The sequence below is a fragment of the Nonomuraea longicatena genome (genome assembly GCF_039525605.1).
Classification (GTDB): domain Bacteria; phylum Actinomycetota; class Actinomycetes; order Streptosporangiales; family Streptosporangiaceae; genus Nonomuraea; species Nonomuraea longicatena.
Map to the genome: position 1 here is coordinate 246,104 of NZ_BAAAHQ010000002.1, position 25,875 is coordinate 271,978.

General features: G+C 69.4%; 23 protein-coding genes. 11 read left to right on the forward strand and 12 right to left on the reverse strand.

The features are described 5' to 3' along the window. Positions 1–9: 9 nt before the first annotated feature. From ABD120_RS04920 to ABD120_RS04935, 4 genes are read left to right on the forward strand one after another with little or no spacing between them, the layout of a single operon-like run. Positions 10–1,299: an ABC transporter substrate-binding protein gene (locus ABD120_RS04920; RefSeq protein ID WP_343948472.1), complete on the forward strand. Its 1,290-nt coding sequence runs from the start codon at positions 10–12 to the stop codon at positions 1,297–1,299. Further along, positions 1,299–2,222, forward strand: coding sequence for a carbohydrate ABC transporter permease (locus ABD120_RS04925; RefSeq protein ID WP_343948473.1), 924 nt, complete (start codon positions 1,299–1,301; stop codon positions 2,220–2,222). The genes ABD120_RS04920 and ABD120_RS04925 overlap by 1 nt, the downstream gene beginning before the upstream one ends. 8 nt (positions 2,223–2,230) lie before the next feature. Further along, positions 2,231–3,052: a carbohydrate ABC transporter permease gene (locus tag ABD120_RS04930; RefSeq protein WP_343948474.1), complete on the forward strand. Its 822-nt coding sequence runs from the start codon at positions 2,231–2,233 to the stop codon at positions 3,050–3,052. After that, positions 3,052–4,569 carry an amylo-alpha-1,6-glucosidase gene (locus ABD120_RS04935; protein WP_343948475.1) on the forward strand — a complete coding sequence of 506 codons (1,518 nt, stop codon included), beginning with the start codon at positions 3,052–3,054 and terminating at the stop codon, positions 4,567–4,569. The genes ABD120_RS04930 and ABD120_RS04935 overlap by 1 nt, the downstream gene beginning before the upstream one ends. A 271-nt stretch (positions 4,570–4,840) precedes the next feature. Here ABD120_RS04935 and ABD120_RS04940 read toward each other — a convergent pair whose 3' ends face one another. From ABD120_RS04940 to ABD120_RS04955, 4 genes are all read right to left on the reverse strand, one after another. After that, complete coding sequence (locus tag ABD120_RS04940) at positions 4,841–5,500, reverse strand: SRPBCC family protein (RefSeq protein WP_343948476.1); 660 nt, start codon at positions 5,498–5,500, stop codon at positions 4,841–4,843. A gap of 2 nt (positions 5,501–5,502) precedes the next feature. Continuing rightward, positions 5,503–6,243: a helix-turn-helix domain-containing protein gene (locus tag ABD120_RS04945; protein WP_343948477.1), complete on the reverse strand. Its 741-nt coding sequence runs from the start codon at positions 6,241–6,243 to the stop codon at positions 5,503–5,505. 737 nt (positions 6,244–6,980) lie between these two features. Then, positions 6,981–8,321, reverse strand: coding sequence for a serine hydrolase (locus tag ABD120_RS04950; RefSeq protein WP_343948478.1), 1,341 nt, complete (start codon positions 8,319–8,321; stop codon positions 6,981–6,983). Positions 8,322–8,550: 229 nt separating this feature from the next. Beyond that, the gene (locus ABD120_RS04955; protein WP_343948479.1) at positions 8,551–10,122 is read right to left on the reverse strand and encodes a serine hydrolase; all 1,572 of its coding nucleotides are present in this window, start codon (positions 10,120–10,122) and stop codon (positions 8,551–8,553) included. 108 nt (positions 10,123–10,230) lie between these two features. Between ABD120_RS04955 and ABD120_RS04960 the strand changes: the two genes are divergently transcribed. Together ABD120_RS04960 and ABD120_RS04965 are read left to right on the forward strand one after the other, a co-directional pair. Next, positions 10,231–12,453, forward strand: a complete 2,223-nt coding sequence (locus tag ABD120_RS04960) for a sensor histidine kinase (protein WP_343948480.1) — start codon at positions 10,231–10,233, stop codon at positions 12,451–12,453. Next, positions 12,446–13,114, forward strand: a complete 669-nt coding sequence (locus ABD120_RS04965) for a response regulator transcription factor (protein ID WP_343948481.1) — start codon at positions 12,446–12,448, stop codon at positions 13,112–13,114. Before ABD120_RS04960 ends, ABD120_RS04965 begins: the two co-directional genes overlap by 8 nt. Before the next feature lie 318 nt (positions 13,115–13,432). On the opposite strand, the gene ABD120_RS04970 is transcribed toward ABD120_RS04965, so the two are convergent. From ABD120_RS04970 to ABD120_RS05000, 7 genes are all read right to left on the reverse strand, one after another. Next, positions 13,433–14,023: a superoxide dismutase family protein gene (locus tag ABD120_RS04970; RefSeq protein WP_343948482.1), complete on the reverse strand. Its 591-nt coding sequence runs from the start codon at positions 14,021–14,023 to the stop codon at positions 13,433–13,435. 64 nt (positions 14,024–14,087) lie between these two features. Then, entirely contained in the window at positions 14,088–14,336 is a 249-nt protein-coding gene (locus ABD120_RS04975) for a 4a-hydroxytetrahydrobiopterin dehydratase (RefSeq protein WP_343948483.1), read from the reverse strand. 10 nt (positions 14,337–14,346) lie between these two features. After that, entirely contained in the window at positions 14,347–15,195 is an 849-nt protein-coding gene (locus ABD120_RS04980) for a carbohydrate ABC transporter permease (protein ID WP_343948484.1), read from the reverse strand. Positions 15,196–15,220: 25 nt separating this feature from the next. Continuing rightward, the gene (locus tag ABD120_RS04985; RefSeq protein ID WP_343948485.1) at positions 15,221–16,150 is read right to left on the reverse strand and encodes a carbohydrate ABC transporter permease; all 930 of its coding nucleotides are present in this window, start codon (positions 16,148–16,150) and stop codon (positions 15,221–15,223) included. Positions 16,151–16,217: 67 nt separating this feature from the next. Next, positions 16,218–17,660: an N-acetylglucosamine/diacetylchitobiose ABC transporter substrate-binding protein gene (gene ngcE / locus ABD120_RS04990; protein WP_343948486.1), complete on the reverse strand. Its 1,443-nt coding sequence runs from the start codon at positions 17,658–17,660 to the stop codon at positions 16,218–16,220. Positions 17,661–17,884: 224 nt separating this feature from the next. Then, entirely contained in the window at positions 17,885–19,102 is a 1,218-nt protein-coding gene (locus ABD120_RS04995) for an aminotransferase class III-fold pyridoxal phosphate-dependent enzyme (protein WP_343948487.1), read from the reverse strand. Further along, positions 19,099–20,037, reverse strand: coding sequence for a carbohydrate kinase family protein (locus ABD120_RS05000; RefSeq protein ID WP_343948488.1), 939 nt, complete (start codon positions 20,035–20,037; stop codon positions 19,099–19,101). The genes ABD120_RS04995 and ABD120_RS05000 overlap by 4 nt, the downstream gene beginning before the upstream one ends. Positions 20,038–20,086: 49 nt before the next feature. Between ABD120_RS05000 and ABD120_RS05005 the strand changes: the two genes are divergently transcribed. Both ABD120_RS05005 and ABD120_RS05010 read left to right on the forward strand, forming a co-directional pair. Then, positions 20,087–20,677, forward strand: a complete 591-nt coding sequence (locus ABD120_RS05005) for a TetR/AcrR family transcriptional regulator (RefSeq protein ID WP_343948489.1) — start codon at positions 20,087–20,089, stop codon at positions 20,675–20,677. A gap of 49 nt (positions 20,678–20,726) precedes the next feature. Beyond that, on the forward strand, positions 20,727–21,371 hold the full coding sequence (locus ABD120_RS05010) for a class II aldolase/adducin family protein (RefSeq protein WP_343948490.1): 645 nt from the start codon (positions 20,727–20,729) through the stop codon (positions 21,369–21,371). A gap of 33 nt (positions 21,372–21,404) precedes the next feature. Here the strand turns inward: ABD120_RS05010 and ABD120_RS05015 are convergent, their stop codons facing one another. Next, on the reverse strand, positions 21,405–22,973 hold the full coding sequence (locus tag ABD120_RS05015; RefSeq protein WP_343948491.1) for a DUF885 domain-containing protein: 1,569 nt from the start codon (positions 22,971–22,973) through the stop codon (positions 21,405–21,407). A 25-nt stretch (positions 22,974–22,998) separates the two neighbouring features. Here ABD120_RS05015 and ABD120_RS05020 point away from each other — a divergent pair, with 25 nt between their 5' ends. The 3 genes from ABD120_RS05020 to ABD120_RS05030 all read left to right on the forward strand — a co-directional run bounded on the left by ABD120_RS05020 (position 22,999) and on the right by ABD120_RS05030 (position 25,763). After that, positions 22,999–24,243 (forward strand): DUF4032 domain-containing protein, encoded by a 1,245-nt coding sequence (locus ABD120_RS05020; RefSeq protein ID WP_343948492.1) that lies wholly within the window; start codon positions 22,999–23,001, stop codon positions 24,241–24,243. 128 nt (positions 24,244–24,371) lie between these two features. After that, the gene (locus ABD120_RS05025; RefSeq protein ID WP_343948493.1) at positions 24,372–24,707 is read left to right on the forward strand and encodes a roadblock/LC7 domain-containing protein; all 336 of its coding nucleotides are present in this window, start codon (positions 24,372–24,374) and stop codon (positions 24,705–24,707) included. Between the two features lie 3 nt (positions 24,708–24,710). After that, positions 24,711–25,763 carry a hypothetical protein gene (locus tag ABD120_RS05030; RefSeq protein WP_343948494.1) on the forward strand — a complete coding sequence of 351 codons (1,053 nt, stop codon included), beginning with the start codon at positions 24,711–24,713 and terminating at the stop codon, positions 25,761–25,763. Positions 25,764–25,875 lie beyond the last annotated feature (112 nt).

Below are 25,875 nucleotides of genomic sequence, written 5' to 3' on the forward strand. Positions count from 1 at the left end.
GTACCCCCCATGAAACGCGCGATTATCGCGATATCCCTGCTGGCAGTGGCCACGGCCGCGTGCAGCGGCGGGGGCGGCGCCCCCGGAGTGACCGGCTCCAAGGCGGAGTCCGGCGGGCCGGTGACGATCCGGTGGTCGGCCTGGGGCTCGGCCGAGGACATGAAGAACTACCAGCCGCTGGTCAAGGAGTTCGAGGCCAGGCACCCGAACATCAAGCTCAAGCTGGAGCCGGTGGCCAAGTACGAGGACTACCACCCCAAGCTGCTCACCCAGCTCACCAGCAAGACCGCGCCGGACGTCTTCTTCGTGGGCGACGACAACATCGGCAAGTTCGTCTCCGCCGGTGTCCTCACCCCGCTCAACGACAAGCTCGCGAGCGCCGAGTCCAAGAGCAAGCCGGAGGAGTTCTTCGAGGGCGTGTACGGCGGCGCCAAGAAGGACGGCCAGGTCTTCGGCGTCCCCAACGACGTCAACCCCGAGGTGCTCTGGTTCGACAAGCAGGCGCTGAAGGACGCCGGGATCACCGAGAACCCGGCCGAGCTCTACGCCTCGGGCCAGTGGACCATGGCCAAATACCTGGAGATGGGCGACAAGCTCGTCAAATCCGGCAAGTCCGGCTCGCTGTTCTGGAACTGGTACGGCACGACGTACAGCATGATCCACGGCTTCGGCGGCAAGGCGTGGGACGGCGGCAAGTTCACCGCGACCACCGACGCGAAGGCCCGTGAGGCCCTGCAGACGCTCGCCAAGGGCTACAAGGACAAGACCTTCGTCTCCATCGACACGCTCCCGGCCAGCAACGGCGGCAACACCCAGTTCCTCAAGCACAAGGCGGGCTTCTACGCCGGAGGCCGCTGGGTGATCGACATCCTCAAGAAGGGCGGCGACCGCGCGAACTACGACATCGTGCCCTTCCCCTCCCCCGACGGCAAGCCGATGTCCGGTGCCGTGGCCGCCTCCTACCTGGCGATCAACAAGGACACCCCGCACGCCAAGGAGGCTTTCGCCTTCCTGACCGAGTTCGTCGGCAAGGACGGCCAGCTCGCCCGCATGAAGGGCGGCGGCGCGGTGCCGTCGATCAAGGGCGCCGAGTCGATCGTGCTCGACGGCTACCCCGAGCACGCGCAGACCTTCATCGACGTGCGCGACAACGGCTTCGCGAACTACCCGGAAGAGGTCGCCGTTCCCGGACTCACCGCCGACATCAACGAGCACCTGCTGAAGGTGTGGAGCGGCAAGGTCGGCTTCGACGAGGGCATGACCGAGCTGCAGAAGCTCGTCGAAGGCAAGCTCGGCTAGTGGCCACGCTCACTCGCCGAAAGACCGTCCCGGCCTCCGGCCAGAAGGTCAGGAACCGGGACGGTCTTTGGGCAGCGCTCTTCCTCGGGCCGCAGGTGCTGGGGCTGGTCCTGTTCCTGCTGGTGCCGCTCGGGTTCGCCCTGGTGCTGTCGTTCATGAACTGGGATCCGCTCGGCGAGAAATCCTGGGTCGGCCTGGCCAACTTCGCGGCCCAGCTCGGCGACCCGCTGTTCCTGCGGGCCGTGTGGAACACCGTCAAGATCGCGCTGATCACCGTGCCCGTCGGACTGACGCTGGCCGTGCTCATCGCGGTCGGCCTGAACAACATCAGGGGCGGCAACTTCTACCGGGTCCTGTACTTCATGCCGGTCGTCACCAGTTCGGTGGCGGTCGCGCTGATCTGGCAGGTCATCCTGGCCAACGACGAGAGCGGCGTGCTCAACACGACGCTCCAGCGGCTGTTCGGCATCACCGGGCCCGACTGGCTCGGCGACCCCGAACTGGTGATCCTCTCGATCTCGGTCGTCACCGTCTGGTCGTCGCTCGGGATGAACGTGGTCATCTTCCTGGCCGGTCTCCAGACGATCCCGCCGCAGGTCTTCGAGGCGTCGAAGATCGACGGGGCGAGCGCCTTCAGCACTTTCCGCCGCATCACGCTCCCGCTGCTGTCGCCGACGATCTTCTTCTCCACCGTCGTCGCGCTGATCAGCTCGCTCCAGGCGTTCGACCTGATCTACGTCCTGGTCGACCCCAAGGACAACGAGGGCGCGCAGACGATCGTCTACCGGCTCTACGACCTCGGGTTCCAGGACTTCAAGTGGGGCATGAGCAGCGCCGCGTCGATCCTGCTGCTGGTGCTGACGCTGATCGTCACCCTCGTCCAGTTCACGGCGCAGAAGCGCTTCGTCCACTACGACTCCTAGGACCGCCCATGCGAACCAGGCAGGTCGCCCTGCACGTCTCGCTGACCGTCGGCGGGCTCCTCATGCTGTTCCCGTTCGTCTGGATGCTGCTGACCTCCTTCAAGGGCACGCACCAGATGCTCAACAACCCGCTCGACTGGCTGCCCAACCCGTGGGTTCCCGGCAACTACGCCCAGGTCCTCGGCGAGAGCACGATCGCGGGAGCGTACTGGAACAGCTTCTACATCGCAGTGCTGAACGTCGCGCTGACGCTGGTCACCTCGGCCATGGCCGCCTACGCCTTCGCGCGGATCCGCTTCAGGGGCTCCGGCGTGCTGTTCGTGGTGTTCCTGGCCACCCAGATGGTGCCGCCGCAGGTGACGGTCGCCCCGCTCTACCTGATGCTGGCGCAGATCGGCTGGGTGGACTCCCACCTGTCGCTGATCGTGCCGACGATCGTCAACCCGTTCGCGGTGTTCCTGCTGCGCCAGTTCATCCGGGCGGTGCCCGTGGAACTGGAGGAGGCCGCCAGGATCGACGGCGCCAACCGCTGGACGACCTTCTGGCGGGTCGTCCTGCCCAACATCAGGCCCGGGATGGGCGCGCTGGGCATCATCGCCTTCCTCGCCTCCTGGAACTCCTACTTCACCCCACTGATCTTCCTGAACACCCCCGAACTGTTCACCGTCCCGCTGCTGCTGGCCACCTACGCCAAGCAGTTCGGCGCGATCGACTACGGCCTGATCCTGGCCGCCTCGTCGATCTCGGTGGTGCCCACGCTGATCGCCTTCCTGATCGGCCAACGGAAGATCATCAACTCGATGGCCGCCTCCGGCCTTGGAGGACGCTGATGCTCGACCTACGCGAACGCCCCTTCACCGACCGGGGCTCCCGCCTGCTGGTGATGGCGGCGGACGACGGCTCCCTGTGGGTGGCCCGCGCCCTGTACGAGACCCGCCTCAGTGACACGACCGTCCTGTCGGGCCTGCGGGTCTTCAGGGGCGAGGAGGAACTGAGGGTACGGCGGGCGCTGCCGTCCCGGATCGAGTTCGACGGCGGGGTCGTGCTCGCCTTCGCCGACGCCGAGACCCTCGTCCTCACCGGGTCCGCCGCCCGCGCCGTATGGGACCAGGGCGAGGCCGCCGTCGACGGCGCGTACACGCTCGTGGGCGAGGGCCACCACCCCGACGCCCCCGAGCGGGCGGCCGCCCGCTGGGACGCCTGGTTCGCCCGCCTGCCCGACGTGCGCGAAGACCTGCGCGAACGCGCCGAGATGGCCTGGTGGACGCTGGCGGTCAACCTCGTCGACATCAGGGGCCGCGAGTCGCTGATCCCCTCCAAGTACGGCTATGTCGGCCTATGGAACTGGGACTCCTACTTCCACGCCATCGCCCTCAGGCACGCCGACCCCGACCTCGCCAGGGAGCAGATCCGCATCCTCCTCGACAACCAGCGCGAGGACGGGCTCATCCCCGACGTCGTCCACGACCACGGGGTGCTCGGCGAGACCACCGACCTGCCGCGCTCCGACCTCGCCCGGCTCGCCCAGCACGTGGGCGGCCCGCCGGTCCGCGAGGCCGTACCCGTCACCAAGCCGCCGCTCACCGCGTGGGCGGTCTGGAAGATCCACGAGGCCGCGCCCGACACCGGCTTCCTGGAAGAGGTCTACGACCGTCTCGTCCGCTCCCAGGAGTGGTGGTTCCGGTACTCCGACCCCGACGGCGACGGCCTGGCCGAATACCTCCACCCGTACTCCTCCGGCCTGGACGACAGCCCCATCTGGGACCACGGGCCCCGGGCCGAGCCACCCGACCTCAACGCCTACCTGGCGCTGCAGTACGACCGGCTGGCCGACATCGCACAGGCCATCGGCAGGCCCGGCGAGCAGTGGCGCGAGCGGGCGCAGGCCCTCACCGACCTGATGGTCTCCCGCCGCTGGACCGGCGTCCGCTTCACCACCCCGACGGCCTCCGTGCGCACGCCGCTCGACCTGATGCCGCTGTTCACCGGACGGCTTCCGGCCGAGGTCGCCGACCAGCTGGCGAGCGATCTGCGCTCGCCGAGCTTCTGGGGTGAGCGGCCGGTGCCGACGGTCGCCTTCGACGATCCGCTGCACGATCCGGATGCCATGTGGCGCGGGCCGGTGTGGCTCAACGTCAACTATCTGCTCATCGACGGGCTGCGTCGCTCGGGGTACGGCGCGACCGCCGACGAACTGACCAAGCGGACACTCGCCATGGTCCGCGACGGCGGCGGCCTGTATGAGTACTGGAACCCCGTGACCGGGGCCAAGGCCACGCGGGCGACGTCCGGCTTCGGCTGGTCGGCCGCCCTCTTCCTGGACCTGGCGATCACCGCGTCATCCTGACCGAGACCTCCTTCCCGGACCAGGGCGCCCCTTCGCTGACGATCCAGACCGGGGCGCCTTTCAGCCGACATCCCTCCGGACCATGGCGCCTCTTCCCTGAGCATCCGGACCAGGGCGTTCCTTCACTGTCCCCTCCAGACCGGGGCCGTCTTCGGCCGGTGTCCCGGACACGTGGCTCTGCCCGAGTGGATCTGGCGGCGACGCGCCTGCTCCTCCTGAGTGGAGCGGGCGCGTCGCCCCGAACACCCAACCAGAGCCCGACCCATTGACCCTACGGAATGATCTCGGGGTTCTTGACGACTGCCTGCCAGCGGTGTGCCCACCGCTCCTGCAGTGCGGCGAAGGCGTCGTCATCGAGACCGTAGGCCGTGACGATCACGTTGACCGGGGCGGAGTCGGGGTCAGCGGGGTCGGCCCCGACCGATACGAGATGACCTTCGGGGGTGACGATGCTTGCCGCGTGCCACGGCATGCCCGGCCGGACGAGTTCGGCGACCTGGGCTCCGGTCGCCTCGCCTGCCAGGTACACCGTACGGCGGCGCCCGGTCGGGTTGGTCTCCAGGTAGAAGCGAAGCTGCTCCAGGTAGAACCGCCAGCCGTCGGCCACCCCGCCGTAGAGTTCCGCCCAGTTGGCGCCCTCCACGTCCGGCACGACCAACCGGACGATCGTGCGCTCGCCGTCGGCGGTCAAGGTCAGCTCGGTATCGTCGTCGAAGGCGACACGCTCGCGCCCATGAAGCTCCGAGCCGTCCACCATCGAGCGGATCTCCTCGGCGAGCCCCGCATCGGGCCGGGCGGGGCCGCTGTGGTCGGCGTCGTAGTCGTATCCGAACCACTCGTGCAGCCCCTCGGCGGTGCTGACCGCACGCCAGACCGCATCCTGAGGCGCGTCGAGGGTCAGTTCGACGATGGGACGCTTGTTGCCGTCCATGGTCATTCCTCCGGTTCTTGAGTGTCGGTGGCAGCTGCTTCTTGAGTCTCGGCGGCAGCCGCATCTCGGGTGCCGGTGGCAGCCACATCTCGGGTGCCGGAGCCAGCCACATCTCGGGTGCCGGAGCCAGCCACATCTCGGGTGCCGGAGCCAGCCACATCTCGGGTGCCGGAGCCAGCCACATCTCGGGTGCCGGAGCCAGCCACAGGATGGCCGCCGATGATGAGCCGGTAGCGGCGGGAAGCGGCCGGGGAGTCATACGAGGCGGCCAGGTCGGCGACACGGGCCGCAAGGTCGGTGGCGAACCGGCTGATGTCGGCCGGTTCGGTGAAGCCGACTTCGGTCTCGATGGTGAAGGTGACCAGCCGTTTGCCCTCCTCGGCCGCGAGTTCACGCAGTTCGGCCACCTCACTGAAGGTGCGAGCGGTCACGGCCAGCAACGTGTCAGCGGCGAACCGGTCCTGCTCCGCTGGGGACAGGGTGCCGATGACCTCAGGCGCCACCACCACGGTGCGCGCGGTCGCGCGCACCACCCGCTCTTGGCGTCCACGTCGCTGCCGCAACTCGACCAGTTCCACCAGCCCGGCTTTCTCCAGCTCACGCAGGTGATAGTTGATCCGCTGCCGACTCTCCCCCAACTTGGCGGCGACGGTCGTCGCCGAGGCCGGCTCACACAGTTCCTCCAGCACGCGTCGACGCAATGGAGACAGCGACCCGTGCACCACATCGACGTCAGCGCTCATAGGGCTACACTAAGTATTGAAAAATTATCTTGTCAATTAGAAGCAGCGGAAGTATCTGATTCCGAGTACGTGGCATCGGGCTACGAGCAAGAGGGCGACCACCTCAGCGGACGCCCTCCCACACAGCGTGGACGTTCCGGCGATTGCCGACGGCGACGGACCGAAGTGCACCTCGATCCGGTGGCTCACGACGCGGCGTCCCTGGGCTGGCGCCCCAGCCGAGCAGCCCGCGATGAGCGCTCGGGCTGCTCGGCCATAGCTGAGCGCCCCAGCCGCTCGGCCCAGAACAAGCGCTCCAGCCGCTCGGGCCGTCCGCGCTGTTCATGCCGTTCGCGCCGTTCATGCCGCTCGGGCCGTCCGGCGGGTCCGGGCCGCTCGGGCCGTCCGACCGCTCACGCCGCTCACGCCGTTCATGCCGCTCGGGCCGCTCGGGCCGCTTGGGCCGCTTGGGCCGTTCGCGCCGTCCGGACCGATGAACTCATCCGTCCAAGCGCGCCACGGTGACCAGAGCCCGCCCTCGCCACTGCGAGCCTCCACCACCGGAAACCGACACTCACCCGCCAGCCCAACCACACCACCGAACCAAGAACCAACCACCCCCGAATCAACAACAAACCCGGCTCCGACCCGAGCACAGCGCCGAACCAACAACCAACCCCCAGCCCGAGCGCAGCAGAGGGCACCCCCACCGATGAGCAGCCCTCACCAGCCCCCGAACGATTGGTGAGGGCTGGCGATCAGCTCATCAGTTTGAATGCGCCGCTAGAGAGGGCGATGAGTTCGTCCTGGTCCTTGACCACGTCGAACGGCTTCTTCTTGTCCACCGCCATGGTCGTGACGAACCGGACCTTGCCGTCCGCGCCCTTCACCGAGTAGCCGAAGTCCAGCAGGCCAGGCTCGGAGCCACCCTTGTACCACGCTCCGGGGACGCCTCCGCTGTTGCGGGCCATCGCCTTCTCCACGGCGGGGTCCGCCATCGCGCGCAGTTCGGCGTGCGCCCGGCAGATGTCGGCGGGCGAGGCGAACCACTCGATCGTGGACAGCTCACGCGGCGCGGTCCACACCTTGAACGACGACCTCGGGATCTTGGCGATCGTGTCGGCCAGGAACGCGCGCTTGCCCTTCACACTGAGCTTCTTGTACTGGTCGGCCAGCTTCGGATACGCGTGCTCGCTCTTCAGCAGGAACATCTCCCGGATCGACAGCATCGGCGTGTTGCCCTTCACCGGTGCGCCCCACGATCGGGCGGTGCGCTCGACGTTCTTCCGCCCGGCCTTGTGCAGCAGCAGGTCGGTGCCGGTGTTGTCGCTGATGGAGATCATCAGCTCGGCCGCCTCCCTGACGGTCACCTTGCTGTTGTCGGGACGCATCTGCAGGATGCCGCTGGGGAAGCTCTTCAGCTCGGGCGTGATGGTCAGTTCGGTGTCCCACGAGTAGTCACCGGCGCGGATCTGCTTGGCGACCGTACCGAGGATGTATAGCTTGAACATCGACCCCAGCGGGCGGACCTTGCGGTGTTCGACCCCCCGCACGGGGCGGCAGGTACGCCCGTCGATCTCGGCCGCGAGGAACCCGGCGTCCGTGGTCACCTTGCCCAGGCGCCGCTCCAGGTCCTTCCAGTCGCGGGGGGCGGGCGGCGGGGGCTTGACCTCGGAGAACCCCAAGATCTCGATCTTGCCGTCGGGGTCGAGGTCGAGGACCAACCACCACTTCTTGCCTGCCAGCGTGGCGGCGGCGCCGAGCCGGTCAGGCGCCTGGTCGTGGACGGCGGTGAGCTTCAGCCCGGCGAACGCCTTGAAGACCTCGTTGAACTGGGCGGCCGAGAGGTACTCCAGGTATCCGGCCGAAATGTGCTCCTTGACCTCGGCCTCGGGGATCGGCGCGCGGGACATCGCGTCGAGCAGCCACTTCAGCTTGGCGCCCGCAGGGGTGGCGGGTATGTCCGCCCCGGGCGTGACCGCCTTGCCGGCGGCCGAGGTGGGCGCGCTGTCGGCGACGGCCGCGCCCGGGATCAGGATTCCGCCCGAGGCGAGGAGTGCGGCGGAAAGGGAGAGGATCTTCGTGCGTCGGTTGTGCATGCCGTCCAGCCAATCGGGTCGCGGTTGCCGCGCCCACCCGGACGGCCGTACACCACTATGCGGTCAACCGCATGAATCCGACCGCACCCACCCCACACACCCCAACTCCAGCAGTCGCGCCCACCCCGACGGCCGCACACCACTACGCGGCCAACCACATGAATCCGACCGCACCCACCCCACACACCCCAACTCCAGCAGTCGCGGCCACCCCGACGGCCGTACACCACTATGCGGTTGACCTCATGAGTTCAACCGCACCCGCCGCAAGCGCCCCCAACTCGGGCCCCATCGTGTCCTCCGGCAGAAGATTGTCGTGGTCGGCGGCCATCAATGTGACGAAGCGGACCTTGCCGTCGTCGTCCTTCACCGAATAGCCGACGTCGAGCAGGCCGGGCTCGGAACCGCCTTTGTACCAGGCCCCCGGGATCCCGGCGGATGCGATCGACATGGCCTTCTCCACGGCGGGGTCCGCCATCGCGCGCAGTTCGGCGTGCGCCCGGCAGATGTCGGCGGGCGAGGCGAACCACTCGATCGCGGACAGCTCACGCGGCCCCGGCCAATGGCCGAACGACGACAGCGGGATCTTGCCCACGGTGTCGGCCAGGAACGCGCGCTTGCCCTTCACGCTCAGCTTCTTGTACTGGTCGGCCAGTTGCGGATAGGCGTGCTCGCTCTTCAGCATGAACAGCTCGCGCGTGCTCAGCATCGGGACGTTGCCCTTGACCGGTGCGCCCCAGGCCAGGACGGTGCGTTCGACCGCCTTCCGCCCGGCCTTGTGCAGCAGCAGGTCGGTGCCGATGTTGTCGCTGATGGAGATCATCAGCTCGGCCGCCTCCCTGACACTGACCCTGCTGCCGTCCGGCCGCGCGCCCAGGCCGCCGACCTGGAGGCTCCTGAGCTCGGGGGTGATGGTCAGCTCGGTGTCCCAGGAGTAGCGGCCCGCGCGGATCTGTCTGGCGACCGTACCGAGGATGTAGAGCTTGAACATCGACCCCAGCGGGCGGGCCGTGCGCGGCTCGACGCCCCGCACGGGGCGGCAGGTGCGCCCGTCGATCTCGGCGGCGACGAAGCCCACCTCGGGGGCGATCGCCGCCAGTCGCCGCTCCAGCTCGGGCCAGTCGCCCGGCGGCCGGGGCGGCGGCACGATCTCTCTGAAGAGGAGCTGGCTGATCCTCCCGGTGGCGTCCACGTACACCGCCACGCGCCAGTTCTTGCCGCCGGAGGTCGCGCGGGCGTGCACAGAAGCGGGCTCGGTGGCGGACACGGCGGTCAGCTTGAGGTCGGCGAAGGCCACGAAGACCTCGTTGAACTGCGCTGGCGTGATGTGGCTGAGGTACTCGGCAGTGATCCGCTCCCGGATCTCGGCCTCGGGGACCGGGGCTCTGCGCAGCGCGTCGACCAGCCACCTGAGCTGGTCACCCGCTGGAGTGGCGGGAATCTCCACCGCAGCGCTCGCAGACAGCGCGGGCTCGGCCGCAGTGCTCCTGGATAGGGCGGGCCCTGCCACCATGCCCGCGAACGGGGCAGTCTCTGCCACCACGCTCGCGGACGAGGCGGGCTCTGCCGCAGCGCTCGCGGACAGCGCGGGCTCCGCCACATTCCTTCTGGATAGGGCGGGCCCCGCCACCATGCCCGCGAACGGGGCAGGCTTCACCACAGCGTTCGCGAACGGGGCGGGCTCCACCGCTGTGCTCGCGGACGAGGTCGGCTCTGCCGCAGCAGGGCCGGCGCCGACGGCGCCGCCCAGGGTCAGCGTGGCGGCTGTGGCGAGGGAGACCGAACGCAGTCGCTTGTCCATGTGGACAGCCAACCTCGCGCCCGTGCGCGAGCCCACCCGGGTGACCGTACGACGATGTACGGTCAACCGCATAGACCGCGCCCGCCCCGTTCAGCAGGATGAACACCTATGAAAGTCGTCGCAGGCGCGCTGGCGCTGCTCGCCTCGGCGGGCTTGGTCACCAGTGCCCTGCTGGAGGGCCTCGGCCCGTCTCAGTGGCTGCTCCTCGCCCTCGGCACGCCCCCGCTCGCGCTCGGTCTGCTGATCGCGCGCAGACGGCCCGAGCTCGGGTACGGCTGGCTGCTCCTGGCCGTCGCCTGCACCTTCGGCCTCGGCGCTCTCGGTCTCGGCCTGCACGGGCAGGGCGCGATCCTGGCGGGGCAGGCCCTCAGCTCGCTGCTGGCGGTCTTCTACGGCCTCTTGTGGGTGTTCCTGCCCCTGCTGTTCCCCGACGGTCACCTACCCTCCTCCCGCTGGCGCCCGGTCGCCTGGGCGGGCGCGCTCGGCATCGCCGTCCACTGGGCGGGAACGGTGTTCATACCGGTGGGCGTCGTCCAGGCGGAAGTCCGCCCGCCCTCCTTCGCCGGTTGGCCGCCGCCCGCCATGATCGCCAACGCCCTCGGGCAGTTCGTCGTCTACGCCGTCAGCATGATCGTCTTCTGCGGGCTGCTGGTGCGGTGGCGGCGGGCGCAGGAACGCGAGCGCCGTCAGCTCCGCTGGCTGGCCGTCGGCGGGCTGGCCAACATGGTGGGGATGATCGCCACCACGATCGGCGCGGCGGGCGACCCGAGCGTGTTCGCCATGGGCGTCCTCCTCGCCGTCGGCTCCCTGCCCGCCGCCATCGCCGTCGCCCTGGTCCGGCACCGCCTGCTCGACCTGCGCGTCGGGGTCAGAGGATCCCGGCTGTCACTGATCTTCGACCTGCGCCCGACCGTGACCGAGCTGCTGTCCGACCTGTCCCCCGAGTTGCAGCGCGCCGGACCGGGTGAGCAACTCGCCGGACTGGCCGAGGCCGTACGGGCGGGGCTCGACGTCCGCTGGGCGGCGGTGACCACGGCAACCGGCGAGACCTTCACCGCAGGCACACGCGGCGGTGTGATGTCCGCTTCGGGCACCCGAAGCGGCAGAACCGCCTCGGGCACACACGACGGCGAAACGGTTACCTCACGCGCATCCGACGGCGACACGTGCGCTCCAGGCTCACGCCGTGGTGAGGTGTCCGCCCCCGACGCACGCCGCAGCGAGACGGCCACCTCAGCCAGGAGCCGCCGCGAGACAGCCACCCCACGTACACGTGCCGACCCGACCCTCGCTTTGAACCCACACCATGACCCACAACACTCCTCCAGCACACATGACGGCAAGGCGGCCACTCCGGGTACACACGGCGACGACACATACGCCCCGGGCGCAGGCCACAGGCAGATGTTCGCCCCCGACACACGCCGCAGCGATACGGCCACCTCACGTACACACGACGGCAAAGCGGCCACTCGGGGCACACACGACGGCGACACATACGCTTCGGGTGCAGGCCGCAGGGAGGTGTCCGCCCCCGACACATACCGCGGTGAGACGGCCGCTCCTGGCATACGCGGCGCCGAGCCTGCGGCCACGCTGGTCGTCGCAGGGGGGCTCGGTCAGCTTGCCTGTGGTCCTAAGATCGCGGGGCGGTTCACCTCGGAGGACCGGCGGCTGTTGCGGGCGTTCGCCGTACCCGTCGGGCTGGCCATCCAGAGCGCGGCGCTGGCGGGGCGGCTCGTCAACGCGCAGGAGGCGGAGCGGCGCAGGCTGGAACGTGACATCCACGACGGTGTCCAGCAGCAGTTGGTCGCGCTCATCGCCGGGCTGGAACTCGCGCGGGCCTCGGGCGACGGGCAGGCGCTGCTGCCGCCGCTGCGCGAACAGGCGCAGCGGACGCTCGACGACCTGCGTGAACTGGCCGCCGGGATCCACCCGTCCGTACTCGGCCAGGGCGGGCTGGTCGAGGCCGTCGAGTCGCGCTGCTCGCGGCTACCGGTGGCGACCACCGTACTCGCCGACCCCGGCCTGCGGGCCACGCGGTTCGCCGACGAGGTCGAGGGCGCGCTGTACTTCACCGTCAGCGAGGCGGTGACCAACGCGCTGAAGCACGCGGGTGCGGGCAGGATGGAGGTGCGGCTGTCGCGCGGCGACGGCCGGTTGCGGGCCGAGGTTCGCGACGACGGACGTGGATTCGACGAGACGGCGGTCGCGCGACGCGGGCTCGCCGCGCTGGCCGATCGGCTGAGCGCGCTCGGCGGCGACCTGAAGGTCACGAGTACCGTCGAAGAAGGGACAACAGTGGAGGCATGGGTACCCGCGCATGGTTGAAACGCTGCGGACGGTCGTCGCCGACGACCACTACCTGGTCCGCGAGGGCACCAGGCGGCTGCTGGAGACCACGGGGCGCGTGGACGTGGTCGCCGCCGTCGGCGACGCCGACGAACTGCTCGACGCGGTGCGCAGGTTCGCCCCTGACGTGGTGATCACCGATATCCGGATGCCCGGCGGCGATTGGCGGCCGGGGTTCGAGGGCATCGACGCCGCCCACCGCATCAAGGCCGACCACCCCGGGGTCGGGGTGGTGGTGCTGTCGCAGTTCGGCGACGCGTTGTATGCCTTCGAGCTGTTCAAGAAGGGCACAGAGGGTTTCGCCTACCTGCTGAAAGATCGCGTCGGCGACCTAGATGAGCTGCTGGCCGCCCTCTCCGTCGTGGCCGAGGGCGGCTCGGTGATCGACCCCAAAGTGGTCGAGGGGCTGATGTCGCTGCGGGCGGTGCGCGGCGGCACCGAGGCGCTGACCGAGCGCGAGCGCGCGGTACTTCGCGAGATGGCGCGCGGCCGTTCCAACCCGGCGATCGGCCGGGAACTGCACCTGTCGCTGTCGTCGGTGGAGAAGAACGTCAACGCCATCTTCTCCAAGCTCGGGCTGGAGAACACCGGCGACATCAACCGCAGGGTCGCGGCGGTGCTCGCCTATCTGGAGGGCTGACAGGTACCTGGAGAGAGGTACCTGGAGAGGTGACGGGGCGCCCCTCGGGGCGATCGTACCCGCGTCTCACCGCAGGGTCGTGGCGGTGCGCACCTGCCCGGAGGCTGATGCGGGGCCGTGCGGGTGGCACTGGCCAGCTGGGCCCGTCCGGGAACCGCTGGCGTCGTGCACAGGCTCATACAGGTGGCCCTCAAGTCAGCCGTGCCCGCGTTCACCGCAGAGGACCGCAGCGGCGCGCACCTGCGCGGAGGGTTAATGCGGGGGCCTGCGGGCGGCACTGCGGCCAGCTGCACCTGGCCGTGTCGGTGTCGGTGTCGGTTAGCGCAGGGTCATGCAGGTGACTCTCGGGCCGGCTGTGCCCGCGTTGGGGCCCGCCGAGGTGGTGCGCTGGGCGTGGATGACCAGTGAGCGCGGCAGCCGGTTGGGATCGAGCGACCAGGCGTTGCGGGCGGTCGCGCGGCCGGAGCCGGACTCGTCGGTGGTCAGGTCGAGCCAGACCTCGTTGGCGGCGGTCGCGCCGTGGCTGGCCGGGTCGTGGTGGTGCTGCTGGTAGTGGGGACCCGCAGCGTCGGGATCGGCGGCGCACGGCTTGGTGTGCAGGTGCGCGCCGTACGCGCGATCGGGCAGGAACCCTTCGACGACCAGCGAGGACACCGTCTTGCCGCCCTGCGACTCAACCGTCAGGCTGGCCTGGGCGCCCTCGGGTGCGAGCTTATGGTCGTAGACGATCGCGGCCGGGCCCTTCTTCGTGAACTCGCCGCCGCCCGACAGGGCGACCACGTGGGCGGCCTGGCCGGCGTGCCCGGCGACCGCCTCGCCCGGCCTCGGGCTGGGGCCGGCGCCGGGACTGGTGCCCCCGCTACAGGCGGTGAGTATGAGGACAGCGGGTACGGTGACTACCCAGCGCATAGCGACTCCCAGAGCGGCGGCCATCGGTACTGACGGCCGCCCACTCTATCGAGTCACCATACGATCACGCCCCGTGTTCGGTCGCGATTGTGTCGATGACCGCCGCGAGCCGGTGGTCGAGTTCGGTCACCCCGCCCTGGTCGTGGGTGGTCAGGCTGAAGCTCAGCGTCCGCCACCGGATGTCGATGTCGGGATGGTGGTTCATCTCCTCAGCCCGCACCGCCACGTCGTCGACGATGCGGATGGCCGTCGGGAAGTCCGGCGCCTCGATCGTGCGCCGGAGCACCTGCCCGTCCTGTGTCCATGCGCTCATACCACCCACGCTACTTCAGCGCTCCGGCCCCGAGACCCGACTGGATCTGGCGCTGGAAGATGATGTAGATGACCAGGACCGGGATGATGGCCATGTTCAGCGCGGCGAACAGCGCCGGCCAGTCGGCCTCGTAGCCCGCGATCGTGGAGATGTCCGCGATGCCCTGGGTGATGACCCATTTGCTGCGGTCCCCCGGGATCAGGGCCAGCGGCAGTAGGTACTGGTTCCACTGTCCGAGCACGTTGAAGATGGTGATGCTGATCATGCCGGGTTTCGCCATGGGCAGCATGACCTGGAAGAAGGTCCGCGTGTGCGAGGCGCCGTCGATCAGCGCGGCCTCGGCCACCGCCTCCGGGAGCGTACGGAAGAACGCCGCCAGGAAGAACACCGTGAACGGCAGCGAGTACGCGATGTAGACGATGATGAGACCGGTGTGCGTGCCCAGCAGGCCGAACTGCTTGACCACGAAGAACAGCGGGCCGACCGCCAGGAAGATCGGGAAGGCCATGCCGGAGACGAACAGCAGGTAGATCAGGCGCTGGCCGACGAACTTGTACCTGGCCAGCACGTAGGCCGCCATCGAGCCGAACAGCATCGTCCCCGCCGTACTGAAGACCACGACGATGACGGTGTTGATCATGTACTGCCCGACGTTGGCCTTGTCCCAGGCCCGCGCCCAGTTGTCCCAGCGCAGCGCGCCGGGCAGTTGCAGCGCGTTGCCGAAGATCTCGGAGTTGCTCTTGAACGCGGCCAGGAACGTCCACAGCAACGGCAGGATGATCAGCAGCGCCCAGACGACGAGCGCGACATGCGACAGCGCCCTGAAGGGGTTCGACTTCTCCTTGGGCCGAGCCCTCACCTTTGGATTGTCCTTGATGTGCATGTCAGAGCTCGACCTTCTCACGGCGGGAGACCCGCAGGGTCAGCACCGCGAAGGTGATGGTCAGGAAGAACAGCGCGACACCCATGGCCGAGGCGTAGCCGACCTTGGAGTAGTTGAAGGCGTTCTTGAAGATCTCCACCGGTAGTACGGAGGTCGCGTTGTCCGGCCCGCCCGCGTCCATCGTGAGTACGGTCACCAGCGCGAACCCGTCGAAGGCGGCGATGCCGAGATAGACCCAGCCGACCTGGATCGTGTCCCAGAGCAGCGGCAGCGTGATCGAGAAGAACAGCCGGACCCGCCCCGCCCCGTCGAGCGACGCGGCCTCGAAGTAGTCCTTCGGGATGGCCGCCATGCCCGCCGAGAACAGCACCACGTAGAAGCCGACGGCCTGCCAGACCATGACGGCGATCAGTGACCACAGCGCGAGGCTCGGTTCGGTCATCCAGCCGACCGGTTCCAGCCCCAGGCCGATCAGCACGCCGTTGATGACGCCGCTCTCGTCCGGGCGGTAGATGGCCCGCCACAGCACACCCACGATCGCGACGGCCAGCACCTGCGGAGCGAAGAAGACGATCTTGTAGAAGGTCGAGCCCACGACGCCGGTCATCCCGGCGCCCCGCGAGCCTCCGCCCACGTTCAGCAGGAACGCGAAGACGAGCGCGATCGCGATCGTCACGAGCGGGAGCACCAGCAGGAGGACCCCGTGGTTGCGGACGGCGCTCCAGAAGACGGAGTCGCCCAGCAGGCGGGTGAAGTTCTCGAATCCGATGTACGTCGGCGATGCCTGATAGCCGTTCCAGCTCGTCAGCGAGAGCTGGAACGCCTGAATGTACGGACTGATCACGAAGACCAGGTAGAGGGTGACGGGCACGACGAGGAATCCCCCGACGAACCCGTACTTTCGCAGCCGCTGGCTTCTCAACGCGCTCACCGGGCTTCGTTCCCCGCGCGGAGCGGCGGCCCGCTCCGCACGTTGCCTCGGTTCACCCTTCATCGGTCTAGGAGTTCCTTGACTGCTTGGCGACGGAGGAGTCGGCCTTGACGTCGTCGGCCTTCTTCTGGATCTTGTCGAGGTACTCGTCGACGGACATGCGGCCGGCCATGAGGGTGTTCTGCTGCTGCCAGGCGTAGTCGAACAGCGGCTTGTACCAGCCCTCGAACCGGGCGTCGGTGATGATGTCGGTGCCCGCGGCGTCCTGGGCCTTGGCGGCGCTGACCAGGCCGGGGGGCAGGTCGACGCCCTCGGCGCCGCCGTTCACGATGGTGAGGTTCTTGGTCTTGGCCGTGAAGTCCTTCGCGCCCTCCTTGGAGAGCATGATGCGGAGGTATTCGAGGCCGCCCTGCACGTTCTTGCCCTTGGCGCCGACGAAGAAGTTCTCGCCGACACCGACCTGGATGGCACCGTACGGCATGACGTCGCCGGCGGTGACGTTCGGGAAGGGCGCGATCGCGTACTCGAAGTCGGCGGGCTTGTCCTTCATCATCTCGTTCTCAAGCCAGGAGCCGCAGGGGTAGAACAGCACCTTGTTCTGCAGGTGCTTGACCTGGACCTGGGTGTGGTCGAGACCGAGGTAGGACTTGTCGCTGTACTTGAGCTGCACGTTCAGCCAGGCCTCGACGGCCGCCTTGACGGCCGGGCTCTTCCAGGCGTTGTCGACCAGGTTGTCGATGTCGATGATGACCTGGTTGCCGCCGATCTTCGCGGCTGTGTAGAGCATGTTCCAGAGCTGGTAGTACGGGCCCTTCTGGCCGGGGAAGGCGAAGAGGTGGATGCCCTCCTTCTTCGCGGTCTCGCCGAGCGCGAGGAACTCCTCCCAGGTCTGGGGCAGCTTCCACCCCTTGGTGGCGAAGAGCTTGGCGTTGTACCACAGGCCCCGGTGGGAGACGGTGTAGTTGAGGACCAGGTCCTTGCCATTGAGCTTGGCGTTCTCGATGGCGGCCGGGGTGATGGTGTCGCGGATCTTCTTGTTGGGGTCGTCGACGGAGGGGGCGTCCCACAGCGGGGTCAGGTCGGCGAGGTGGCCCTCGTTGGCCAGGGCGGCGAGGTCGAGCGACTCGGGGCCGGAGTTGTTGACCACGTCGGGAGCGTCGCCGGCGAGGAAGCGCGGGCGCAGCTGGGTGCCGATCTGCTGCGTGCCGGTGTGCTTGATCGTGACGCCCGGGTACGCCTTGGTGTAGAGCGGCTCATGGCCGTCCTTGGCGTAGCTGTCGGTGTAGCCGCCGCTGAAGATGACGACTTCGAGGGGCTTCTTGGCGTCCACACCGAAGGGGTTCTTCGGGCTGACGGCGCCCGCGGCGGCGGTCGTGGGGGCGGCGGAGGGGGTGTTGCCACCGCCGGTGGCGCAGGCAGCAAGCAGGCTCGCCCCAGGGCCGACGGCGAAGGCGGTGATGCCGACACGACGCAGCAGCTGACGTCGGGTGATCTCTTCCGGGTGGGACATCCGGACGCTCCTGAGAGTCGTTCAATTAGGAAAGTTTCCTAAAGGTTTTGCCCGAACGTACGAACACCGCCCGATGCCCGTCAAGAGGACGCAACCGACCCGTAACCTTCGACCTGCTGAGAGCGCCCCGAAAAGGGACATCAGCCGCCATCGGAGCCCTCGGGGAACGCCAGCATGACCGACCGGGGACGTGCGGGGCAAGACCCCCCCACTACACCCATAAATCAGGAAAAATGCCTCTTCGTGGCGGAAAAGGCGCTATCGGTGCCATCCAGGGCGAGAGCGATGTCCTCCGCCGTGTGCGCCGCCGAGAGGAACCAGTTGTGCCACGGGTGGAGATAGACGCCGTTGCGCAGGCACTCGGTCGTCCAGTGCATCGCGACCGAGAGGTCGGCGTCGCCGTCGAAGCTGAGCCATGGGATCGTCACCGGGCCGGTCTGGTTGACCGTGAAGCCGTGCGATTCGGCCTGGGCGTACAGGCCCGCCCGGAGCCGGGCGCCCGCCCGTTCCATGGCCGTGATGGCGTCGGTGTCGCGCAGGGTCTCGATCGTGGCCTTCGCCGCCGCCATCGCGACCCCGGAGAACCAGAACGAACCGGTCGAGTACAGCGTCTGGGCGGCGCCGCGCAACGCGTCCGTACCGGTCACGGCGGCGATCGGATAGCCGTTGGCCATCGCCTTCGACCACGCGGTCAGGTCGGGACGGACGCCGTACTGCTCCCACGAGCCCCGCAGGTCCACCCGGAACCCGGCCCGTACGTCGTCGATCACCAGGGCCGAGCCGATTCGGTCGGCCAGCCTTCTGGCGCCTCGGGCGAACTCGGGCTCGGCGAGCTCCTGGTCCTCGAACGAGTCGTGCTTGAACGGGGTGACGATGATCGCCGCCACCTCCCCGTCGAGGGCGGCCGCGGCCTCCTCCAGGCCGGTCAGCGAGTTGTAGGCGAACTCGGCCAGGTCGGCGCGCTCGTTCGGGGTGGTTCCGGCGAGCGACGGGGTGCACCAGGGGTCGGCGCCGTGGTAAGCGCCGTGCGCCATCAGCACCTTGGTACGGCCGGTCGCGGCTCTGGCCACCATCAGGGCCTGGGTGGTGGCGTCGGTGCCGTTCTTGGAGAACATGACCCAGTCGGCGCTCGGGACGGTGTCGACGAGCAGTTCGGCCAGCTCGACCATGACCGGGCCGGGGCCGTTGAGGCAGTCGCCCTTGGCGGCCTGCCGGGCGGCGGCCTCCTCGACCCTGGGGTGGCGGTGGCCGAGGACCACCGGGCCCCAGCTGCACATGAAGTCGAGGTACTCGCGGCCGTCCACGTCCCATTGGCGGCAGCCTCGGGCGCGTTCGAAGAACTGGGGGTAGCCGGGGGCGAAGATGGCGGCGTTCAGGTGACCGTACATGCCGCCTGGAATGACTTTTCCGGCGCGCTCCCGAAGTTCGCGGTCTGTCGTCACACGTCCTCCAGTCGGAAACCTCGCAGGAGGGACAGGGTGGAGGGGAGGTCGGTGAGGCCGAAGTCCGAGCCCAGGCCGCCCGCCACGCGCGCCGCCGCCGCCGTGCCCCAGCGGGCGGCGGTGAGCAGGTCCCGCTCGTGCAGGAGGCCGGTGATGAATCCTGCGCAGTAGGCGTCGCCGCAGCCGGTGGTGTCGTTGACCTCGACCTTCAGGGCCGGGATCGACTCCTCGCCCGACGGGGTGACGACCAAGCTCCCCGCCGCGCCCCGTGTCACCAGGACCGCGCGCGGCCCGTCGGCCAGCAGGGACGCCGCGGCCGCCCGGACGTCGGCGGCGCCCGTCATCAGCAGGGCCTGCGACTCGTTGGGCAGGACGTAGTCGACGTGCGGCAGGAACGCCCTGGCGGGCCCTAACAGGTCGGGCAGTTCGGACAGCAGGTCCATGGTGACGACGGTGCCCTCCGCCCTGATCGAGTCGAGGAGGGCGAAGAAGGCGGGGTCGCCGAGACCGAAGGTGACGTCGACGCCGCCGAGGTGGACCGCTCGGGCCTCGCGCAGCAGGTCCGCGTCGAGGTCGGCGGGGGTGAGCGTGAGGTTGGCGCCGGGCGTGTGGAAGCTCGGGCGCCCGCCGTCCGGGCTGATCGGCAGAATCGAGGCCGAGGCACGGTCACCCGCCCGCCGCCGCACCCGGCTGACGTCGACGCCGTGCCTGGCCATGACCATGAGGAGGAAGTCGCCGAGCTCGTCCGAGCCGACGGCGCCGAGCGAGGCCACCGGGTTGCCCAGTTTCACCAGGTCCACGGCGGTGCCCGCGGCGGAACCCGCGGCGGTGAGCCGGATCTCGTCGACGAGCACGGTGCCCTGCCCTGCGGGCAGGTGCTCGACGGGCCTGGCCAGGACGTCGACGATGTGTACGCCGACTGTGACGACCGTCATACCCCGCTAGTAGACAGACGTCCGACTAAAAAGTCAATAGAATGCGATCATGCCGAAGATCGTTGACCACGACGAACGCCGACGGGACGTCCTCACCGCCGCGACCCGGGTGATCGTCCGCGACGGCATCGACGCCGCCACCACCCGGGCCATCGCCAAGGAGGCCGGACTGTCCAACGGCGTCCTGTCCCACTACTTCGCCGACAAGGACGAGATCCTGCTGTCGGCGCTGCGGCGCTCGCACGAACGCATCAGGCAGCGGCTCATCAGCAAGGTCGAGGGCGCCTCCGGGCTGGTGGCGCTGCGTACGGTCCTGCTCGACAACCTGCCGCTGGACGACGAGCGCGCCGAGGAGACCAGGCTGGAGATCAGCTTCTGGAGCCGGAGTCTCGCGGCCGACGCGCTGGCCGAGGTGCAGCGGGCGGAGGCCGGGGAGTTGCGCGCCGCCGTACACGGGCTGCTGGTCCGGGCGCGAACGGACGGAGAGGTACGGCCGGACGCCGACCTCGACGACGCGACCGAGACCCTGCTCGCGCTGGTCGACGGGCTCAGCCTGCACCTGGTCCTGTATCCGGACCGGCTGACGCGCGCCTCCGTCGAACGCCTGATGCTCGCCGCCCTGTCCACACTGACCGCCTGAGCAGGGGTGGCCGCTGGGTTGTGTCCTGAGTGGGCTAGATTGCCCGGGTATGAGGATGGCCGAGCTCAGACGTGAGCTGTGCGCGTACGGCAGACGGGCCGTCGACCAGGGCCTGGTCATCGGGACCTCGGGCAACCTGAGCGTCCGCGACGGCGAGCTGGTCGCGGTGACGCCGTCGGGCGGCGCCCTCGACCGGCTCACCCCCGACATGTGCCCCGTCGTGGACATCGAGGGATACCTGGTGGAAGGCGACCATCCGCCATCCTCCGAGACCCCGATGCACCTGGCCGTCTACGCGAGCACGAACGCCGAGGCGATCGTGCACACCCACTCGGTGTTCGGGACCGTGGTGGCGAGCACGATGAGCGAACTCCCGCCGGTCCACTACAACGCGCTGATCCTCGGCGGCGTGGTCAAGGTCGCCGAATACGCCACGTACGGCACGCCGGAGCTGGCCGCCAACGTCCGCGCCGCCATGGCCGGCAAGCGGGCGGTGCTGATGGCCAACCACGGCGGCGTGACGATCGGGGCGTCGCTGGAGCAGGCGTTCGAGGCCACCCGGCTGCTGGAGTGGCTGTGCGAGGTGTACGTGCGCGCGCTGTCGATCGGCCGGCCGGCCATCCTGACGGAGGCGCAGCTCGCCGCCGTCGTCGACCGCACGCTGAACTCGCCGCCCTTCCCCCGCCGCCCGTGACCGGCCGCCCGGGAGTCACGACCCTGCGTCGGCCTACCCCAGCACCGCCTTCTCCGCCAGCCCCAGCGGCAGCCCGCCCGAGCCCGCCAGCGTGTCGTGGAAGGTCTTCAGCGGCCCGTCGTACGCCTGCCTGATCCGCTCGATCTCCAGCGCCCCCGTCAGGTACGACGGGGCCTGCGTGGGCCACGCGCAGTAGCGGTTGACCTCGCCCTGAGCGGTGCCCGGCGACAGCGACGCCCGCGTGGACATGAACTCCTCGGCCTGCTCGATCGTCATGTCCTCGCAGTGCAGCGCGGTGTCGACGACGATCCGCGCCGCCCGGAAGATCCGGCAGTCCAGGTGGGCCAGTTCGGTCGCGGGTGTGTCGAAGTACCCCTGCTCGTGCAGCAGCTTCTCGACGTACAGGGCCCACCCTTCGGTGAAGTACGGCGTGCGGAAGACCTTGCGCACCGTGCGGGGGTTCCCGGCGATGTGCGACAGATGCCAGTGATGACCGGGGTACGCCTCGTGCACGGCGATGGACGGCATCTGGGCGCGCGAATTGGTGCGCAGGCGCTGCCGTACCTGCTCTGGGGTGAAGCCGTCCGGCGTGTAGGGGACGAAGAAGATGCCGGTGCGCGAGCTGCCGAGCGGCGGCGGCGCGAGGTAGTGGGCGACCGACAGCACCGGCCGCGCGTACTCCGCCGACGGCTGGACCAGGCACTCCTCCCCGTCGGGGAAGGTGACGAGGTCGCGTTCGCGGACGAACTCGCGGGCGCGCAGCGTCTCCGCCTCGTACTCGGCGCGCATGTCGGCGAGGGTGGCCGGGTGGTCGTCCATGAGGGACTCCATGGCGGCCCGCCAGTCGTGTGTGCCGTCGACGCGGGTGGCGACCTCGCGCATGCGCCCGTCGAGGTCCGCCCACGCCTTCTGGCCCTTGGCGTGCAGGTCGGCGGCGCCGTACCCGAGAAGTTCGCGTTCGCGCAGCAGGCGTGAATAGAGCTCCTCCCCCATGCGCCAGCTCCCGCCGCAGGTGAAGCCCTCCAGGAAGGCGACCAGCCCGTCGAAGGCCGCGGCGGCCGGTACGGCGGCGGCCGCGAGCTTGGCCCGCAGCCCGTCGTCCTCGACCAGGCCGGGGATCGTCACGGTCAGCAGGTGGCGGCCGGTGCGCGCCTGACCGAGCCCGCGCTGGACGAGCAGCGGCGAGGCGATCGTCGGGTCGAGGTTGGCGCGGCAGGCGGCGAGCACGCCGGGGACCTCGGCGAGCTTGGCGACAGCGGCGGAGACGAGTTCGGGTTCGGGCTTGAGCCGCTGCTGGAAGGGGGTGTTGAGGGCGGTGAACACCGGCGACAGATAGAAGGCGGGGTCGCGCCGCCACGTCGGCCACTGCGCCATCGCGACCGAGCCGCGCAGGTGGGACAGCACGAGGTCGCGGTCGACGGCGTCGTCGGGGGTCGGGGCCTGCGACTGCGACAGGCGGGCGATCCAGCGTCGCTCCTCCTGCTCGACGGCCTGCAGGTGGGCGGCGGAGAAGTCGCCGAGAGTGTGGTCGTAGCCGTCGGCGCCGAGGTACGCGGCGACGATCGGGTGGCTCTGGAAGTGCCAGGCGAGAAACTCATCCACAAGGCCGCACCATATCCTGGCAAACATGCCCCTTCAGATCACCGGCGCGCTGGGTGACCCCGACCTGATCAGGCTCCCTTGGGAGACTCCGCTCGCCGAGTGGCCGCAGCACCATCTCGTGGACCTGCCGCGCGGCATCTCACGGCACGTGGTGCGCTTCGCGCGCCTGTCGGGGAAGGTCTACGCGATCAAGGAGATCAGCGAGAGGTACGCCCGGCGGGAGTACCAGCTGCTGTGGGACCTGACCCGGCTCGACGCGCCCTCGGTCGAGCCGGTGGCGTACGTGACCGGCCGCGACGAGGGCCTCGACGCCGCGCTCATCACCCGCCATCTGCAGTTCTCGCTGCCCTATCGCGCGGTGATGTCGGGCACGCTGCGGCCGGAGACGCTGACGCGGCTGCTCGACGCGCTGGCCGTGCTGCTGGTCCGGCTGCACCTGAACGGCTTCTACTGGGGGGACTGCTCGCTGTCCAACACGCTGTTCCGCCGGGACGCCGGGGCGTTCGCCGCCTATCTGGTGGACGCCGAGACCGGCGAGCTGCACCCGATGATCAGCGACGGCCAGCGGCTGGCCGACATCGAGACGGCGCACGTCAACATCTTCGGCGAGATGCTCGACCTGGAGGCGGGCGGCCTGCTGCACCCGTCGATCGATCCGATGGAGACGGCCGAGGACATCGTCAACCGCTATCACCGGCTCTGGGAGGAGATCACCCAGAGTGAGATCATCGAAGAGGTCGACTGGCACAAGGTGGAGCAGCGCATCCGCAGGCTCAACCTGCTGGGCTTCGACGTGGCGGAGATGATGGTGCGCCGCAAGGTCGGCACCGGGCGGCTGATCGTGCGGCCGAAGGTGGTCGACTCGGGCCACCACCAGCGGCGTCTGCTCAGGCTGACCGGTCTGGACGTCGAGGAGAACCAGGCCAGGCGGCTGCTGAACGACCTCGACGGGTTCCGGGTGGCCACAGGGCTGCGGCACGAGGACGAGGCGATCGTGGCGCACCGGTGGCTGGCGGAGGTGTTCCAGCCGACGATAGAGGCGGTGCCGGTGCCGATGCGGCGCAAACTGGAGCCCGCGCAGATCTTCCACGAGGTGCTGGACCACCGCTGGTTCCTGTCGGAGGAGGCGGGCTGCGACGTCGGGCTGGAGAAGGCGGTGCGGTCATACGTGGAGCAGGTACTCGTCCACAAGCCCGACGAGTCCGCGCTACTGCCCGAGTCGGACGCCGGACTTGACTCCGCCGCTGCGCCTGAGTCCGAAGCTGTGTAGGAAAGCTCAACCTCGGGTGGAGATTTCTCCTCCGCTGGCGGACTTTTTTCCACGCGGGCCTCTGCAGGGCGCTCCCGCCGTCCTAGGCTGCCCCAGTGCTCGCACTAGATGACTGCTTGCTCAGGGTAATGGACATCCCTGGCGCGCTGGACGCCCTGGTGGTCGACCACCTCAGCGGAACGGTGTTCGCGGCGAGCGGTGCCGCCGACCTCGAAGGCTCCGCGCCCGCGCTCCGCGAGTCACTGCGCGCCACGATGGACGCGCTGGCCCAGTCGTCTCCCACCGGCGCCGCCCGCGTCGAGGACCTCATCGTGGTGACGGACGTCGGCTACCACCTGATGCGGCCGGTCGAGATGCCCTTCGCCGGGCCGCTCGTCTTCTATGTGCGGCTCGACCTCGCCCAGGGGGACCTCACCCGGGCCAGGGACAGCCTGCGCGAGATCACCGGCCGGATGAGCGGCTGAGCGATGGCCGCCATCCAGACTCTGCTGACCGGGCTGGCGCGCGAACGGGCATCCGGGTCGATCAGCCTCGCGGGCACGGGCAAGGCGTACCTGGACGGCGGTCGCGTGACGTTCCTCGAAAGCGACGGGACGCCCTCGCTTGAGGACATGCTGACGGCCAGAGGCCGCACGATCGACGGACTGACCCGGGCCGAGCTGCAGTTCTGTGTGGTGGGGACGGTGCTCGACGCGGCCGGTTTCCTGCTTTCCGCCGAACTTTCCGCCCGGCCGAGGTTCCGCCCGGGTGAGCGGCACCCGTACGGTGAGGTGTGGGCCTTCGAGGTCGCCTGGCTGATCCGCGAGTGCGCGCGAAGGAGAAGCGAGTTGGCGCAGACCTGGCCATCGACGGAGCTCGACGGCGTGCCCGTCACGCCCGCGCACCGGCCGCCGGGACAGCGGGTCACGGTGGGGGAGCTCGAATGGGAGATCCTGATCCACGCGGACGGGGTCGCCACACCGGCGGACCTGGCGGTCCGGCTCGGGCAGCCGGTCTACACGGTGCTGCTCACCGTGCGCCGGATGGCCGCCCTGGGCCTGCTCACCCGCCCGGAACCCGCCTCCGGCCCACAGCCCCCTCCCGAAGAACCCCACCGGTCCAAGAAGACGGCCGCGTCCAGAATGCCGGACGTGGCCGAGACGGTGGACGGGGCCGACGTCTCGGACGTGGCCGAGGTGGTGGGCGAGGCCGATATCTCGGACGTGGTCGAGATGGTGGACGTGGTCGAGGTGGCGGACGCCTCGGCTGCCGGCGCGACGGCGCTCGCCGGCCTGGGCGAAGAAGCCCCCGCTGACCTGGCGAGCCGTACCGGTGGGCGGGAAACGGCGCCTTCCGAGGCCGCGGCCCGCGCCGACGCGGGTGGGGCGGCCACCGCCGGGCGGGGCAGGCCACCGTACGGGGAGTTGCCGAGGCGGGGCAGGAGTGCCCGGCGGGAAGGGCCGCACGTGCCCCGCGCCAACCCCATGCGGGATCCCGAGGTGCTGGCGGCCGTCAAGCAGGGCCTGGAACGGCTGCGCTGACGAGTCCCCCGGAAACGGCGGAAGCGGGCGTCCCCCGACCGGTGAGGTCTGGGGACGCCCGCTTCACGCAGACGGGTGGACAGCCCTTTTGTACGTGCTTTCGAGTGCGTCA